The sequence below is a fragment of the Streptomyces roseolus genome, from assembly GCF_014649855.1.
GTDB lineage: Bacteria > Actinomycetota > Actinomycetes > Streptomycetales > Streptomycetaceae > Streptomyces > Streptomyces roseolus.
This window is the reverse complement of the sequence record NZ_BMTV01000010.1, coordinates 127010-141326: the sequence shown is the minus strand read 5'-3', so window position 1 is coordinate 141326 and position 14317 is coordinate 127010. Positions and strand designations below refer to the sequence as shown.

Here is a 14317-nt window from a genome sequence, read left to right as displayed (position 1 = left end):
CCCTCATCGTGTGCTGCCGTTGGTCAGGGTACGTACCGGGCGTAGCCCTTGACGCCGTAGGCCGCCATCATCACGCGCCAGTAGGCCACGGAATCAGCGTTGTTGGTGACCGTCTCCACGCCCCGCATCTCCTTGTTGCGCGGGTCGTTGAGAGCGGCGTTGTACTTCGTGAGCTCCTTGCGGTCCTTGTCGTACAGAAAGTCCTTCTTGCCGGACTGGTGGTTCGCGCGGAGTTCGTCGAGCGAGCGGTAGCACGGCTTGTTCGGGTTGTTGACGTACTTGGCCTCGATCGCCATGCCGTCGCGGTCACGGAAGCCGTCGACCATCAGGGTGCTGTTGGCGCTGATGCCGAGCGGGATGGGGACCTCGTACTCGGGGTATCCAGCGACCCGCCTCTGGTAGGCGACCTCGGCGGGCTTCCCGCCGGACACGTCTCCGGCACGCAGCGAGTTCAACCACGTCTGGAAGTTCTGCTGCTCGGGGGCGGTGAGGAGCGGGAAGCGCGGGTCCGGCGGCGTCGGCGGAGGCATCGGCTGTACGCGGGGGCCGTTCGGTGGACGGTAGCCCACGGGGACCACGAGGGGCACCCGGATCAGCGGCGCGAGGAAGGGCGGCAGGGACGGAAGGGGCAGGAAGCCGCCCCCGTCCGGCTGCGGCATGGGGACCTTGGCCTGTGAGCTGTCGAGCGCCGGCGGGATGTTGCCCAGGCGCGCGATGCGCATGTCGCCGGTGACGAGCTCGTGCAGGCCGCCGTCGTGTCCCTCGCCGCCGAACAGCGGCCGCTCCCAGATGGCAAGCGGCTCGCCGAAGAGCGGGCTTTCCTCGTCCGGGATCCGCTTCAGCGCCGTTTCGATGTGATCCGCGTACGCGTCGCAGGCATGGGCGATCATCCGGCAGGCGGACGGCAGGTTCGCCATCAGGGTCTCGTCCTCGCCGACCGCGGAGGGAGGCGGGGTCTTACCGACGAACACGGTGAAGAAGGTCTGGACGGCTGCGGTGGTCTCGCCGAGCTGCTGGGCGGTCGCAATGCGCCAGGCGCTTTCGGAGTCCCAGTAGGCGTCGTCCAGGATGCCCGCCGCCGAACGCCAGGCGTTGGCCGTCTTGCGGAGCTTGTCCCGCTGACCGTGGAAGCGCGAGCTGAGCAGGTACTGGTCGGTCCAGCTGGTCTCGCCGACGACCTCGGGCAGATCCTCGGCGTTGTGGCTGGCGCGCGGATTGCAGTCCGGCCTCGCCGGCTGCGCCCCGATGTCGGGCGCCACGCTCTGGCCGAGCAGGGACGCGGCGATCGCGCTCTCCTGCTTGAGGAACTCCTCGGTGGCCTTGAGCATGGCGCCCGCTCCGTTCGCCATCACTTGGTGGGCAAGCCCGGCCGCCTCGAAGACGGTCTTCACGGCCGGCTTGTAGACGGCGGCGAAGGCCCGGCCGGCGTTGTCGTCACCCGCCATCCCGCCATGGGAGCTGAGCTCCGTGAACAGCAGACCCAGCATGTCGTAGATCAGGTCCCGCAGCCGCACCATGGTCCACGAAGCGTTGACGTAGTTCCCTGCCTTGTGCTGAAGATTCAAGACTCCCCTGTGCCCTTGGCCACCAGGCTGTTCGATGGACCGTACATGTCGGCGAGGGGAGGAGCTCCGCCACACCGGGCACGTGGAGCATCTGTGTCCGATTCCTGCCGGAAGCGGGCCTGACCGCTGCCATCGTGGGATTCTGATGTGTTGTCAAGCTGCCGGAGCTTCGACTCGTTCCCGGACCGGGATGCCCGAGTGCCGTCCGCGTCACTCCCGTCGGGCGGGTCCGGCAACGCCGGGGCCAGCACGATCCAGGCGGCCTTGGCGCCACGTTCCGTGACGTGGAACCCCCACTGCCCCTGGGCCAGCTCGTTCACGATGCGCAGACCCCGGCCACGCTCGACGAGCAACCCGCCCTCCTCCTCGGCCGGTTCGTCGTCCGACGACGACGTGGCACTGCGGTAGAGGCCCCCGGGAAGGACCGGGTCTCCGTCATGGATCTCGCAGATGTACCGCCCGGCGGCCGAGCGGACGTGTACCTCGTAGGGGCCGTACGCGTGCTCGTGCGCGTTCGCCACGAGCTCCGAGACGGCCAGGACGCCGTCACTGACGACGTCCCCGGACAGCCCCAGGTCCCTGAGGACACGTCGCAGGACCACGCGGGCTTCGCCCGTCGGGTTGGGCGTGCGGTCGGTCCAGCGGTACACGAGGCCGAGAGCGGCGGATGGCGCGCTGATCATCGGGCGACGGACCTCCTATGGGTGACAGCGATGGCCTTCTCCCGGGGGCTGCGACGCGGTCGCGGAAGTACGGCCAGTACGCCGCTGAGAGGCATATGGCCGCAGGAAGCACCTGGCTTCGGGAACGCGGCCCCGGAAGGATCGTGGCTCAAGCACCGGCCACGAGGCCGGTCGCGAGTCACGCACTCAACGATGGATGCTGGTGTTCCTGATGCTCATGGGCGTTTATGAGCGCAGGGGGTGCGAACGGGCGACATGGCCCTCCAGCGAGACGGCCGACCCGCCGCCGGCCTTCGCCTCCGCCCCTCTGATCGCTGGGAGTATGGGCGGGTGAGTGCTGACGTGTTGGGACGCTGGGTGCCGAATCGTCCCGAGGATATGGCCACGCTGTTCGCCAAGGCGGACTTCCCGTGGTGGATCGCTGGTGGCTACGCGATCGAACTCGCGGTCGGCCGCGAGCTGCGCGCACACGGCGATCTCGATGTCCTCGTCCTCCGGCGCGACCAGGCCCTCGTACGTGCCCTGCTGGCCGACTGGGACCTGTACGTGGCGGACCCGCCCGGCCAGGGGGAGCTTCGACCGTGGCGTCCTGGCGAGGTCCTTCGGCCGCCGCTCCACGACATCTGGTGCCGCCGCACGCCCAAGGCGCCCTGGTCGGTGCAGCTCATGCTGGACGAGGCCGAGGGCACCCAGTGGGTCTCGCGGCGTGACCCGGAGATCCGTCTCCCGATCGACCGGCTCGGACGCACGACCGAGACGGGCATCCCGTTTCTCGCGCCCGAGGTGCAGCTCTTCTACAAGGCGAAGGCGACCCGGGACAAGGACGAGACCGACTTCGCCGCAGTGCTGCCGCTGCTCGATGCTCCGGCACGCGCCTGGCTGGCGGACGCGATCAGGGTGATCACGCCTGGCCACCACTGGCTCCGCCGGCTCCTGCCAGTCAGCCGAACGTGAGCAGCGGGACGTCGTAGAGGTCGGGATTCCGGGGCCGGGTCATTGTGGGCGACGTGACCTCCACGACCATCAGTTCGCTGAGGAACTGGACCTTGGCGCTGAGGAGGTGGCTCGTCCTGCCGTCGGCCGACTGGGCCTTCAGGCCGGCGGAGACGTGGATGTGCGGGAGTATCCCGCCGGTGACCGGGTCGTGGGCGAGCGTGCCGGCGCCGAACGCCTCGACGTTGGTGACGTACGTCTTGGCCCAGACCGGTGCGTCCGGGTCGGCGAGTTTTTCGCAGGCGCCTACGATCTCGGCCTCCGCGAAGGCGCCGATGAACGAGGGGATGTAGCCCTGCCGTACGCCGTTGTCCTGGCAGAAGGTGGACAGCGCCTCGAAGAAGTCCTCCCCGTGGTCGAAGGTGACGCCGAAGGTACGGCCTACGGTCAGCTCGTGAGCACGCATGTGTGGGTGTCTCCTGAAGAGGTGGGGTCAGCGGGCGAAGGCGGTAGTGAAGGTCTCTCGGACCGCCGCCCCGTCGGCGCCCTGGGCGAGCAGGGCCTGGAGCAGGAGCCGGGCCTGGTACGGGCCGAGGTCGCCGGCGCCGATGAGTCCTCGTCCGAGGAGGTCCTTCTCGGAGCCGGGGAAGCCGTACGTGTCGGACAGGACGGGGCCGTTGCCGATACGGGAGGCGAGGACCACGGGGACGCGGGACGCGAGCTTGGTGAGCCCTTCCACAAGACGCTCCGGGACGTGGCCCACGCCGAAGGCCGCGACCACGAGCCCGTCGCAGTTGCCGTCCCACAGGTCGAGCAGTGCACCGTCGTCGCCAAGGGTGACGACGTAGAGCCCGACACGCGCCTCCCGGTCGGGGGCGCCGACCAGCGGTCCGCGGGGCGGTAGGCCGCCCGCCATCCGCACCCGGTTCTCCGCGACCCGCGCGATCGGTCCGCACGACGGGGAGGTGAAGGCGGCTGGGCTGGTGGTGTGGGACTTGCGGACGGTCCGGGCCGAGTGGATCTCGTCGCCGAGGACGACGAGGCAGCCGGCGCCCCTGAGTCCAGGGGCGGCGGCTGCCAGAACAGCGGCATAGAGGTTGGCCGGGCCGTCGGCGCCGGGGAGGGTGGGGTTGCGCATCGCGCCGGTGACGACGACCGGCTGCTCGTGGCCGTGGTAGAGGTCGAGGAGGAAGACTGTCTCCTCGATGGTGTCGGTGCCCTGGGTGATGACGACGCCGTGGACGTCTCCGGTCTCCAGCTCCGCCGTGATCGCGGCCGACAGTGCGGTGAGGTCCTCGAAGGTCAGGGAGGCTCCGGGTAGGCGTCGGAAGTCCCGCACCTTGAGGCCGATGCCGCTCGTGGCCAGGGCGGGTACCGCGGCGAGGAGTTCGTGGGCGGAGAGCGCGGGTACGACGCCTCCGGTGGTGGGATCGGTGGTCATGGCGATCGTGCCGCCGAGAGAGAAGACCGCCACGTTCCTGACCGACTCCGTCATGTCCCCTGCTCCCCTGTCCGGACGCCGCCGAGCGCGGCCTCGCGAGTGGTTCACGCAGGCTATCGGGTCGGCGCCGTACGGGTACGCGGAATGATCACCAGCTGTTCAGCCACGAACCGGCAGGCAGCCTCCAGCCCTTCGAGGCCCAGCAGCCGGCTGCGCGGCCGGGCCAGCCGCTCCGTGCTGGCGGCCGACAACTGCGCGCACCGGCGTCCGAGCCAGGAGGCGTCGAGACCGAGGTACTCCGCCGTTGCCGCGAGGCGCTGTCCGGCCTGCTCGGCCGCCGTGGCCGAGTGGTGGCTGACGTGGCCGGTCACGTCGGCGAACGTCCGCAAAGCCCCCGGCCGCGCGGTGACCGCGAGGTGGGACGCCCCCTCGGTCCGTACCCATGAGGCGATGACAGCTCGGCGCCCGTGAGAGAGGACGAAACCGTCGGTGTGTGCGAAGCCTCCGTCGTCCGTCACCCAGGTACGGATACCGAAGGACTCCATGAGCGCGATGGCAAGGAACATCAGGACGCGCTCGTACGCCGGCGAGGAGGCGACCGCCGTCTCGGGGACGCAGAACCCCCGGCCGCTGGTACCGCCTGGACGCCGGGGCGCCATTCGTTCGAGGTAGCGGTACTTGTGCCGGAAGAACAGCCAGGTGGCGGCCTCCTCGCCGCGCTGTTCCCTGGTCCAGAAGACGGGCGCGTCGCCCAGGTGGTCACGGTGACCCAGGATGTACCGGGCTGCGGTCTCCGAGCCGATCAGCATCGTGGACACTTCGGTCAGGCCGTGGTCGGAGGCGAGCGGCGAGCCTGGGGAAGCGGTGAGCGAAGCCAGCGAGGTGTGCAGGGCCTGGTCGTCGCCGAGCAGGGCCGCCTCGAATCCCGACATGGCCCACAGGATGCCGTAAGTCAGGTCGTCCAGTTCGTACGCGGCCGGGACGTCGACCGGATCGGAGGCGATGCCGCGTACGCCGCTCGGCCTGGCGTCGGTAACGAACTGCCGGACCGCCCCGTCCACCGTGCGGTTCGCGACGACGAGCGCGCGCATCGGCATGGTGCGCCAGGCGTTCAGTTCCGGGCGGGAGTCGAGTCGCAGGCTGTCCCCGATGAAGGAGGCCGCGGGAAGGGTCAGCACTGGCAGCGCCGTCGTCGAGACGGACCGGCCAGCGGGTAACAGAAGCTGGCCTGGGCCTTCGGGCAGCGCCACGTACCCACGGGCTCCGGTGTCCGCCGTTCCTGGCCGGCTCGTGGCATCTGGGGTGTGCGGATCGGCTGTGGGGAGGAGCCCGAGCAGTTCCTCCGGAACTCCCAATGCATCGGTCCATTGAACGAACTGCCGTCGGTCGCGGATCTGTTTGAGCCCACGCTCGAGTCTGCTGACTTCGGCCTGGTCGATGCTGACCATCCGCGCCACGCCGGCCTGGGAGAGGCCCGTGTGCTTCCTGAACAGCTTGACGACGGTGCCGAGTTCCCATGCGGCCACGGCTCGCCGGACCGTCGGATCACGCCAGAAGGCCGGGTCGGCCCGTCGGGCGGCCGACCCGTCCTGGCACGAGGCGCATCGTGTACCGGCGTTGAAGCGACTGAGAAGGGCACCGCAACGCGTACACCGCCGCTGTCCGCTGTCGACCATGGTCGGCATTCTCCCTCGCTCTGCGACCACCCGGACACGTTCCGCTGGTGGCGCTCATAAACACTCATGAGCGTGGGCCTTCGTGGCGGCCATCGTGGTGGAGCACCACCGACCGGAGCCGCGTGCCGCGACTCCCCGGACGTGAGGATCCGACCTGTGACCTCCTGGACCCTGCCGCCCCGGCCACCCGGTTCGCCGCCTCTGGCCCATGCCTGGCAGACGCTGGCGGACGGGCTGCTGACCCAGCGGCTCCATCTCCACCTCGACGAATGGCGGGCTGCCGTCGCCGAGGGAAAGGTGCTGCCGGACGTGCCGGGCGCCGATGTCTCCGTGCCGGCCCAGCGCCCGTCTCCGCTGCCGGCAACCGAAGGGTCCGCGATGGCGCTGCTGGAGGCCGCCGGGCTCGGCTTCTGGTGGGAGCTGCCCCAGCGGCACGGAGCGGAGTCGCGGAACCAGCACGGGGCGCTTCACCGCGCCGCCAACACCGCCGCCCAGAACATCCTCGCGGAGCAGTCCGGGATGGCCTGGTCCGACGCCGTGACCGCTGTCAGCGACGCCGCCGCGTGGTGGGTGGGCTTCTTCACGGTCATCCGCCACCGCGGGGTGCACCACATCACGCTGGAGCCGCACCCGAGCCCGCTCCATGAACAGGCCCTGGGTACCGCGGTGAGCGTCGTGGCCCACGGCATGGCCACGCGGGTGCTGGAGGAGGCGCTGCGTAACTCCGACGACGACCCGGACGTCCGCGCCGCGTATTGCCGGGCCATCGAGGCCGGAATCTGCGTCGAGCCCGAGCTGCCCCGCCTCATCGACGAGTTGGCGGAGCTGCGGCTGGTGGACCTGGTGTCCACCACGGCCCGCTGGCGTGGTCGCTTCACCAAGTACGCCGGCGGCACGGGAGCGGGGCAGGTCGAATGAACCACCGCTATCCGTTCATCGTCATCGAGGGGCTCGACGGCACCGGCAAGACGACGCTGCGCAAGGGTCTGTTCCGGCTCTGGGAGGGGCTCTACGGCGTCACCCCGCTGTGCATGCTCACCACCAACTTCCTCGCCGCCAACCAGGCCACCGCAATCGTCACCGGCAAGTACCAGCCGAACGCCGGGAACCGTGACGCCTACCTGTCCGCGATCGCGGCGGACAAGCGGGCCACGCTGGATCGCCTCGTGCTCCCCCAGCGGCCGGCACGGCCCGTGATCGCGGATCGCTGGCTCCTCAGCGAGCTGGCCTTCTTCGCCGTGAAGCACGACATGAGGGTGTCGGAGACGTACGAGGCGCTGGCCGCGCAGCTCACCGCGGCCCCCGATCTCACGTTCGTACTGGACCTGGAGACCGACGCCTCGATGAGCCGGGCGCAGGCCCGGCAGGGTGACGCCGTCCGGGCCGACTGGGACGTGCACGACGTCCAGAGCCGGGTCCGCGAGACCTACGAGGCCGTGGTCACGAAGCCCGACGAGTTCCCGCTCCTCGGCGACGTGGTCCGCCTGGACGCCCGCCGGCCCAGGTCCGAGGTGCTGCTCGCCGCCTGGGACGTACTGCGTGAACGGCAGCTGGTGCCGCCGGTCGCCGCCCGCACGGAAGGAGGAGAGAACCATGGCTGACGGCACGAAGGCGATGCATCTGCGCAGGGCCCTCGCCGACAGCGAGCGGAAGCACCCGCTCCTGGCGATCGGTGCAGTGAACGCGCTCGCCGCGCACGTCGCGGCGGAAGCGGGCTTCGACGCCCTGTGGGTGAGCGGTCTGGAGGTGTCCGCGGCCTCCGGGCTGCCGGACGCCAACGTCCTAGGCCCCCGGGACCTGTCCGACGTGGTCGCCTCGCTCGGCCGTGTCACCGAACTGCCCGTCGTCGTGGACATCGACAACGCGGGCGGCTCGGGGCGCACGGCGGAGCGGTTCGCGTACGACCTGATGCGCGCCGGAGCCGCGGCGGTGTGTGTCGAGGACAGCGCGTACCCGAAGTGCAACAGCTTCGCCGCCCACCGGGCCCAGAGCCTCGCCGACCGGGACCTGCTGTGCGAGCAGGTGGGGCGCATACGGAAGATCGCCGGTGACGGCCTCGTGGTCGTGGCCCGCACCGAGGCCCTGATCGCCGGCGAGGACATGGCCACGGCGATCGCCCGTGCCGAGGCGTACGCCGAGGCCGGAGCGGATGCGGTACTCATCCACTCCAAGGACGCGACCGGTGATCAGGCACGGGCCATCGGGCGGGCGTGGAGTCACGGCGTGCCGCTGGTCAGCGTGCCCACGGCGTTCCCCGACCTGAGCGCCGCCGAACTCGGCGAGGCCGGCTTCCACCTCTGCATCTACGCGAACCAGCTCAGCCGTGCCGCCCTCGCGGGTATGCGCGCCGCCGCCCGTCAGTTCCGACGCGGAGGGAGTTTCCGCTCCACCGTCGCGGGGTCTCTGGCGGAGGTCGGCGACCTGATGCGCGTCGGCGAGCCGGAGGCGCTGTCGTGCGTCTGACACCCGAGCTGCCTCGGATCAGTGTCTCCGTGAAGGCGGCGGTCGTGCGCGACGGCGCCGTCCTACTGCTGTCGTACGACGACGAGGCCGGGTTCCACTACAACCTTCCCGGCGGCAAGGCCCAGGTCGGCGAGGACCTGCGCCAGGCCGTGAACCGCAAGGTCGCGCAGGAGACCGGCCTGCAGGTCGTGGCGCGGCGTCTGTTGTGCGTCGTCGAGTACGTCCCCGAGTCGTGGCAGGGCGAGTTCGGAGACGTACAGAAGGTTCAGTTCAACTTCCTCGCGGAGCAGGTGGACGACGCAGAGCCGCGCATGCCGGAACCGCCGGACCCCATCCAGGTGGGCTTCGAGTGGGTTCCGCTGGAACGTCTGGGCGACGTGTACCTGTTGCCCCGGATCAACCGCCCGCTGTCGGCGGCATTGAACGGGGAGCTTGCCGACCCCTTCGTGGACAGGTGGTGACCTTCATGGATCCGAGGCTGAAGGATCTGCGGGAGTGGCTGCTGCGGGAGCACGCCGGGACGGTCTGTGCCGACCGGCTCCGCGTGATCGCCGACGAGCTCGCCAACCTGACCGTCCGCGGCGTGCCGGGCGCCGTGGTGGAACTCGGCTGTTACAGGGGCGCGATGGCCCTCTGGATGCGTAGCGTGCTCGACTCGCTGGGCGACCGTGACCGCGAGATCCACGTCTACGACTCCTTCCAGGGCATGCCCGCGCCCGGCGCCGAGGACTCGGGCCACCTGGCGGCGGGCGAGCTCCGGTCGTCCCCGGACGACGTGCGGGCCACGCACACGGCCTGGGGCAGGCCGGCACCGGTCATCCATCCGGGATGGTTCGACAAGACCCTTCCCGATGAGCTGCCTAAGGAGATCGCGTTCGCCTACCTGGACGGCGACTTCTACGACTCGACCCTCACGGGACTCACGCACTGCGTCACCCGCCTGATGCCGACGGGTGTGCTGCTCGTCGACGACTACGCGGACACGGCGGTCAATCCACGGGCCTGGGACGGGCTCCCGGGAGTGAAGCGCGCCTGCGACGTGTACTTCGGCGCGCCTTCGCCCGTGACCGTCGTCGTCGGCGAGGGCGATCTCGCCTTCGGCCGGTACGAGAAGCCGGAGTTCCCCGGATGAGCGCTGTCCTGGTGCTGCGCGGTGCGGCGGACGCGAGCGCGATCCGCCGCGCCCTGCCCGATGTCCTCGTACACGAGTTGCCGGACCTGGACTCGCCTCCACCCGCCGACACGGCCGTGCTCGTCCTGCGTTCCGGCGTCCGTCTCGGCGAGAGAGAGCTGGACGCGCTCCCCCGCCTGCGGCACATCGTACGGACCGGCTCCGGCATCGACCACATCGACGTGAACGCCCTCCGGCACCGTGGCATCACGCTGCACCGCAACGCCGAGGCCGGCGCGGACGCCGTGGGCGAGTGGGTTCTCGCCGCTGCCCTCTCCCTGGCCCGACGGATCCCTTTGGGGCAGCACGCGCTCCTGCTCGGCCGGCACGAGAAGCAGGCGTGCATGGGAGCGTCACTCGGCACCCTGGCCGCGGGTATCTGGGGCGCAGGCCCGGTGGGGCTGGCCGCCGACTGGGCCCTGGCCCCCTTCATGGGCGGGACGGCCTTCGCCGCGTGGCCGTCGAACCCGCCCGGTCTGCGGGAGCTGTCGCCGACAGCCCTCGTGGAACAGTCGCAGGTACACGTGATCGCTCTGCCACTGCGCCCCACGACCGAACAGCTCATCGGCGAGGACTTCCTCGCACGCGTCACACCGCAGCGGCCTCTACTCATCTGCGCAGGGCGGCTGGAGACCCTCGACGTCGCCGCCTGCCTGCGGGCACTGGCGGACGGAAGGCTCTCGGGCCTTGCACTCGATCCGGTCGAGCGGAAGCACCTGCCGCTCCTCACCGGCTCCACGACACCGCTCAACCTCCTGGCCTCACCCCACATCGGGGCCCAGCGCTCCGACGTGCGCGGCGCGCTCGACATATGGGCCATAGATCTCCTCAAGGAGATCACCGCTGACGACAAGATCCTGATCGAAGGAGGCCACCAGTGAACCCATCGGCTCGACTGCGCCGGGAGATCGCCGACAGAGTCGCCCAGGCGCTGGTCGCGTCCGGCGAGGCCGGCGAGGTCTGGCTGGAGGGAGCCCTCGCCTGCGGCTTCGCCCACGCGGCAAGCGACATCGACCTGCGTGGCATCGTGGACGGCGACCTTCCGACGTGGGAGTCACGCATCGTGGACGGCGTCCGCGTCGACCTCCAGGCGACGGCGCCGCAGCGGGCGGAGGAACTCCGGCACCTGCTCCGCTCCTTCGACGTGCGCCGCGACGACCTCGGATCGTTCCGCCGGGTACGCGCCTCGATGCACGACCTCATGTGTCTGCGCACCGCCCTCTCATACGGCTCCGGGGGCTGGGATCCGGTACTCGCTCCCGAGGAGCGCCAGGGCTACCGACACTGGGCGGTCGCCGACCAAGCCGAAGTCGCGGCGAGTCTCGCGGAGGACCTGACCGGCCTCGTCGAAGACGGCCTGACCGAATCGGCCGGCGTCGTGTGCCGGAAGCTGGAGACCTGCCTCACCGCGCTCGGCTGCGCGGCGGCCGGCCACCCGGTCCTTGGCGACAAGTGGCTGCCGCTGCTTGCCGGCGCGCAGCCCCGCCCGTCGATCGACCCGGCCCGCGCAGAGAGGTGGGAGTGGTTCCGTCCGGTTCAGCGAAGCGTGACGAGAGCGCTCCTGGACTGCTGGCCCGTCGACGACCCGCTACAGAAGCCTCCCAGTCTGAATGCCCCTGACGCCGGTTGGCTGCCCCAGCGGTATGCCGACGGATGGTTCCTTCGCCATGGCGACGTCCACATCCCCATCACCGGCGGACAGCTTCTCGGGTGGCTGTCCACGGTCTCCACCGATGGCGCGTAGACCGCGCCTCTCCTCCTCCGGAGTCCTCTGATGCCCGTCACCCCCACCGCCTCCATCGACCTGGAGAGTCTCTACGCCCCGCTGTCGAGCACCGGGCCGGACACTGCCGTCTCCGTCATCCTCAAGCTCCGCGGGGAGACCTGCGACATCGACTGCCTGTACTGCTTCGAGAAGCGCAAGGAGTCACCGGGCGGCGCCCGGATCAGCGCAGAACAGGTCCACCGCCTCGGTTCGATCTTTTCCGGGCGTCCGCTCAGCGTCGAACTCCACGGCGGGGAGCCCCTGACCGCCGGCCGGGAACGGATCGCAGAGATCCTGGACGCGCTCGCCGCACAGCCGAACGTCATCCGCGTGAGCCTCCAGACCAACGGCCTCCAGCTCGACGACGCCTGGCTGGACCTGTTCGAGCGGCACTGCCCCCAGCTGGAGATCGGCATCTCCCTCGACGGGGACGCGCTCGGGAACTCGTGGCGCGTCGGTTACGACGGCAGCCCCACATACCCCCGAGTGATCGAAGCCCTGGAACTCCTCGGCCGTCGGGAACGCCGCGTCGGCGTCATCTGCGCCGTCACCCCGTACGTCCTCGGCCGGGCCTCCGAGGTCATGGAGCATCTCGCCTCCTTTCCCGCTGTGACGACGGTCAGCCTGGTGCCGTGCTTCGACGCGGCGGTCACCCGTTCGACCACAGTGGCGGGATCCCGTACGCCGACCAGCCGGGCACTCCAGCGACGGGCCGTCGGCCCCACCGGCCCGGCCTGGGCCGTCACGCCGCGTCAGTACGCCGACTTCGTGCTGGAGGCCGCCCACCACTGGGTCGCCGACGGCCTGTTCCGCCGCTTCAAGCTGGAGCCCGTCGTCTCCGTCATCCGCCGCCTGCGGGGTCTGCAGACCCGTTCCTGTCACTTCTCCGACTTGAAGTGCGCCCACGTCCTCACCCTCTATCCCGATGACCGCCTGGGAAGCTGTGATGAGCTGCCCTGGCCGCAGGCCGGCCTCGCCGCGCTCGGTGCCGTACACGCTGAGGCGGACGTGGCCGGCGCCCAGGGCAGCTCTCCCCTGCTCCGGCAGGCACGCTCCCTGATCACGAAATGCACGACCTGCGGCTACCGCGACACCTGCGGCGCGGGCTGCCCCGCGGTCCGCCTCCGCTTCGCCGCCGCGGGCGACGAGGACGCGTACTGCGACCACCGTATGCGCCTGATCGACGGCGTCGCCGCCCTGCTCGCCCAGCCGGATCTCCCGCCCGGTGCCTCCTGTTCCCGGCTGCACTGGCGTCCCGTCCGCCCCAACGACATGCACCACGTCGGGGCGTTCCTGGCCCGCTGGGATGACCCCGCCGCACCGCGCCCGCCCGCGCGCCTCCAGGTCAGCGCCCACGGCAACATCAACACGGTCGGCCTCCCCGGCGTGCACGAGGCGGACGATCTCGACCCGCGACACCCCCAGTGGTACGAGGGCATCGAGCCCGGCGTCCGTCCGGTCGTCGACGCGCTCACCGCAGGCTGGAACACCGTCACCTATGACAGCTGCCAGGGCCACGCCTACGCCGACCTCCCCGCAGCCGAGCCCCGATTCCTCTCGGTCGGCATCCTGCCGCGCGACCGCGCCGAGTACGCCCGAACAGCCGCGCGCCTGTGCCGCGCCGCCAGCCGAGCCGAGTCCTCCCTGCCCGGAGCGTGTTCGCTGGTCCTCGGCCGCAACGAGCTCACGTGCCGCACCACTGGCCGGGTGTATCCGACGCTCGACCTCCATCTCGTACCCTCTGCCGGCACCACGCCTGCCGAGTACTTCGAGAACCTTACCGACGCCGTGCACGTACTCACGGAGGCCCTGGCCGAAGCCGCCTCTGCCCCGCCGTCCACCCTCTGCGCCTGCGCGACCGAAGCCCACTCCAGCGATGGAGGCGCGCAGTGATCCACATCGCCGAGACGCTGTCCATCCGGACCGTGGAGAGCTTCCTCAAGTCGAACGAGATCGAGCGCCTCAACGACGTCATGGACGACGCGCTCGGCTCCCTCGGGCGCGACCGGTACGGCGCGGATCGCCATACGACCATCCATGAGATCCCCGGTCATTCCCCCGCCGAGGCGCAGGACGTCTACGAGCCAGTCGGTCGGATCGAGATGACCGACATCCCGTACGAGGCCATCTCCCTCCTCGACCAGGCCCTCAAGCTCCACATGGCCGCCATCACGCGCACCCTGCCGTCGGTCACCGGCCACCGGCCGTGGATCTACCTCGAGTACGGCGCCGGCCAGTACATCACCCCGCATGCGGACGGCATCGCCCCCGATCCCCTCACCCATCCTCGGCAGATCGCCGCCGCGACAGTCACGCTCACGGACATCCAGGACACAGGCGGGGCGTTCTACGTGGAGACCACAGGCAGCGACTCGGTCTGGACCACCGACGAGGCGCCGACCGGGTTGGGTTACGCCCCAGGGATGCTCTTCGCACACGACGGAACGGACATGTCCTCCCCCTGGTTTCGCGCCATGCCCCGCACCCGATGGAGCGTCGCACCCGCTCCCGGCACTCTCGTGGTCTTCGGCAGCCAACTCGTCCACGGCACCGAACCGGTCCGCGCCGGCCGCGTTCGCAAGTTCCTGACGCTCTTCGTCTCCGAGTAAGGAGCCGTGCA

15 protein-coding genes are annotated in these 14317 nt (G+C 70.3%); 10 read left to right on the top strand and 5 right to left on the bottom strand.

The annotated features are described in order from the left end of the window. Positions 1-23: 23 nt before the first annotated feature. On the bottom strand, positions 24-1565 hold the full coding sequence (locus IE245_RS36905; protein ID WP_229851271.1) for a restriction endonuclease fold toxin-2 domain-containing protein: 1542 nt from the start codon (positions 1563-1565) through the stop codon (positions 24-26). Further along, the gene (locus IE245_RS14415) at positions 1562-2248 is read right to left on the bottom strand and encodes an ATP-binding protein (protein ID WP_189947287.1); all 687 of its coding nucleotides are present in this window, start codon (positions 2246-2248) and stop codon (positions 1562-1564) included. Before IE245_RS14415 ends, IE245_RS36905 begins: the two co-directional genes overlap by 4 nt. A gap of 378 nt (positions 2249-2626) precedes the next feature. Here IE245_RS14415 and IE245_RS14410 point away from each other — a divergent pair, with 378 nt between their 5' ends. Continuing rightward, positions 2627-3202: a nucleotidyltransferase domain-containing protein gene (locus IE245_RS14410; RefSeq protein ID WP_189947492.1), complete on the top strand. Its 576-nt coding sequence runs from the start codon at positions 2627-2629 to the stop codon at positions 3200-3202. On the opposite strand, the gene IE245_RS14405 is transcribed toward IE245_RS14410, so the two are convergent. From IE245_RS14405 to IE245_RS14395, 3 genes are read right to left on the bottom strand one after another with little or no spacing between them, the layout of a single operon-like run. Beyond that, positions 3189-3647, bottom strand: coding sequence for a PPC domain-containing DNA-binding protein (locus tag IE245_RS14405; RefSeq protein WP_189947285.1), 459 nt, complete (start codon positions 3645-3647; stop codon positions 3189-3191). The genes IE245_RS14410 and IE245_RS14405 overlap by 14 nt on opposite strands. Positions 3648-3674: 27 nt before the next feature. Then, the gene (locus tag IE245_RS14400) at positions 3675-4676 is read right to left on the bottom strand and encodes an asparaginase (RefSeq protein ID WP_189947283.1); all 1002 of its coding nucleotides are present in this window, start codon (positions 4674-4676) and stop codon (positions 3675-3677) included. A gap of 59 nt (positions 4677-4735) precedes the next feature. Then, complete coding sequence (locus IE245_RS14395) at positions 4736-6148, bottom strand: helix-turn-helix domain-containing protein (RefSeq protein ID WP_189947281.1); 1413 nt, start codon at positions 6146-6148, stop codon at positions 4736-4738. Between the two features lie 306 nt (positions 6149-6454). On the opposite strand from IE245_RS14395, the gene IE245_RS36900 reads away from it, so the two are divergent. From IE245_RS36900 to IE245_RS14350, 9 genes are read left to right on the top strand one after another with little or no spacing between them, the layout of a single operon-like run. Next, positions 6455-7216, top strand: a complete 762-nt coding sequence (locus IE245_RS36900; RefSeq protein ID WP_229851270.1) for a hypothetical protein — start codon at positions 6455-6457, stop codon at positions 7214-7216. Beyond that, the gene (locus tag IE245_RS14385) at positions 7213-7899 is read left to right on the top strand and encodes a dTMP kinase (protein WP_189947279.1); all 687 of its coding nucleotides are present in this window, start codon (positions 7213-7215) and stop codon (positions 7897-7899) included. The genes IE245_RS36900 and IE245_RS14385 overlap by 4 nt, the downstream gene beginning before the upstream one ends. Next, on the top strand, positions 7892-8761 hold the full coding sequence (locus IE245_RS14380; RefSeq protein ID WP_189947277.1) for an isocitrate lyase/phosphoenolpyruvate mutase family protein: 870 nt from the start codon (positions 7892-7894) through the stop codon (positions 8759-8761). Before IE245_RS14385 ends, IE245_RS14380 begins: the two co-directional genes overlap by 8 nt. 29 nt (positions 8762-8790) lie before the next feature. Further along, positions 8791-9222, top strand: a complete 432-nt coding sequence (locus IE245_RS14375) for an NUDIX domain-containing protein (protein WP_229851269.1) — start codon at positions 8791-8793, stop codon at positions 9220-9222. A 5-nt stretch (positions 9223-9227) separates the two neighbouring features. Next, positions 9228-9893: a TylF/MycF/NovP-related O-methyltransferase gene (locus IE245_RS14370; protein WP_189947273.1), complete on the top strand. Its 666-nt coding sequence runs from the start codon at positions 9228-9230 to the stop codon at positions 9891-9893. Continuing rightward, positions 9890-10813, top strand: a complete 924-nt coding sequence (locus IE245_RS14365; RefSeq protein ID WP_189947271.1) for an NAD(P)-dependent oxidoreductase — start codon at positions 9890-9892, stop codon at positions 10811-10813. Before IE245_RS14370 ends, IE245_RS14365 begins: the two co-directional genes overlap by 4 nt. Then, positions 10810-11676, top strand: a complete 867-nt coding sequence (locus tag IE245_RS14360; RefSeq protein ID WP_189947269.1) for a nucleotidyltransferase domain-containing protein — start codon at positions 10810-10812, stop codon at positions 11674-11676. The genes IE245_RS14365 and IE245_RS14360 overlap by 4 nt, the downstream gene beginning before the upstream one ends. Before the next feature lie 30 nt (positions 11677-11706). Continuing rightward, the gene (locus IE245_RS14355; protein WP_189947267.1) at positions 11707-13590 is read left to right on the top strand and encodes a radical SAM protein; all 1884 of its coding nucleotides are present in this window, start codon (positions 11707-11709) and stop codon (positions 13588-13590) included. After that, positions 13587-14306 carry a 2OG-Fe(II) oxygenase gene (locus tag IE245_RS14350; protein ID WP_189947265.1) on the top strand — a complete coding sequence of 240 codons (720 nt, stop codon included), beginning with the start codon at positions 13587-13589 and terminating at the stop codon, positions 14304-14306. Before IE245_RS14355 ends, IE245_RS14350 begins: the two co-directional genes overlap by 4 nt. Positions 14307-14317: the final 11 nt, after the last annotated feature.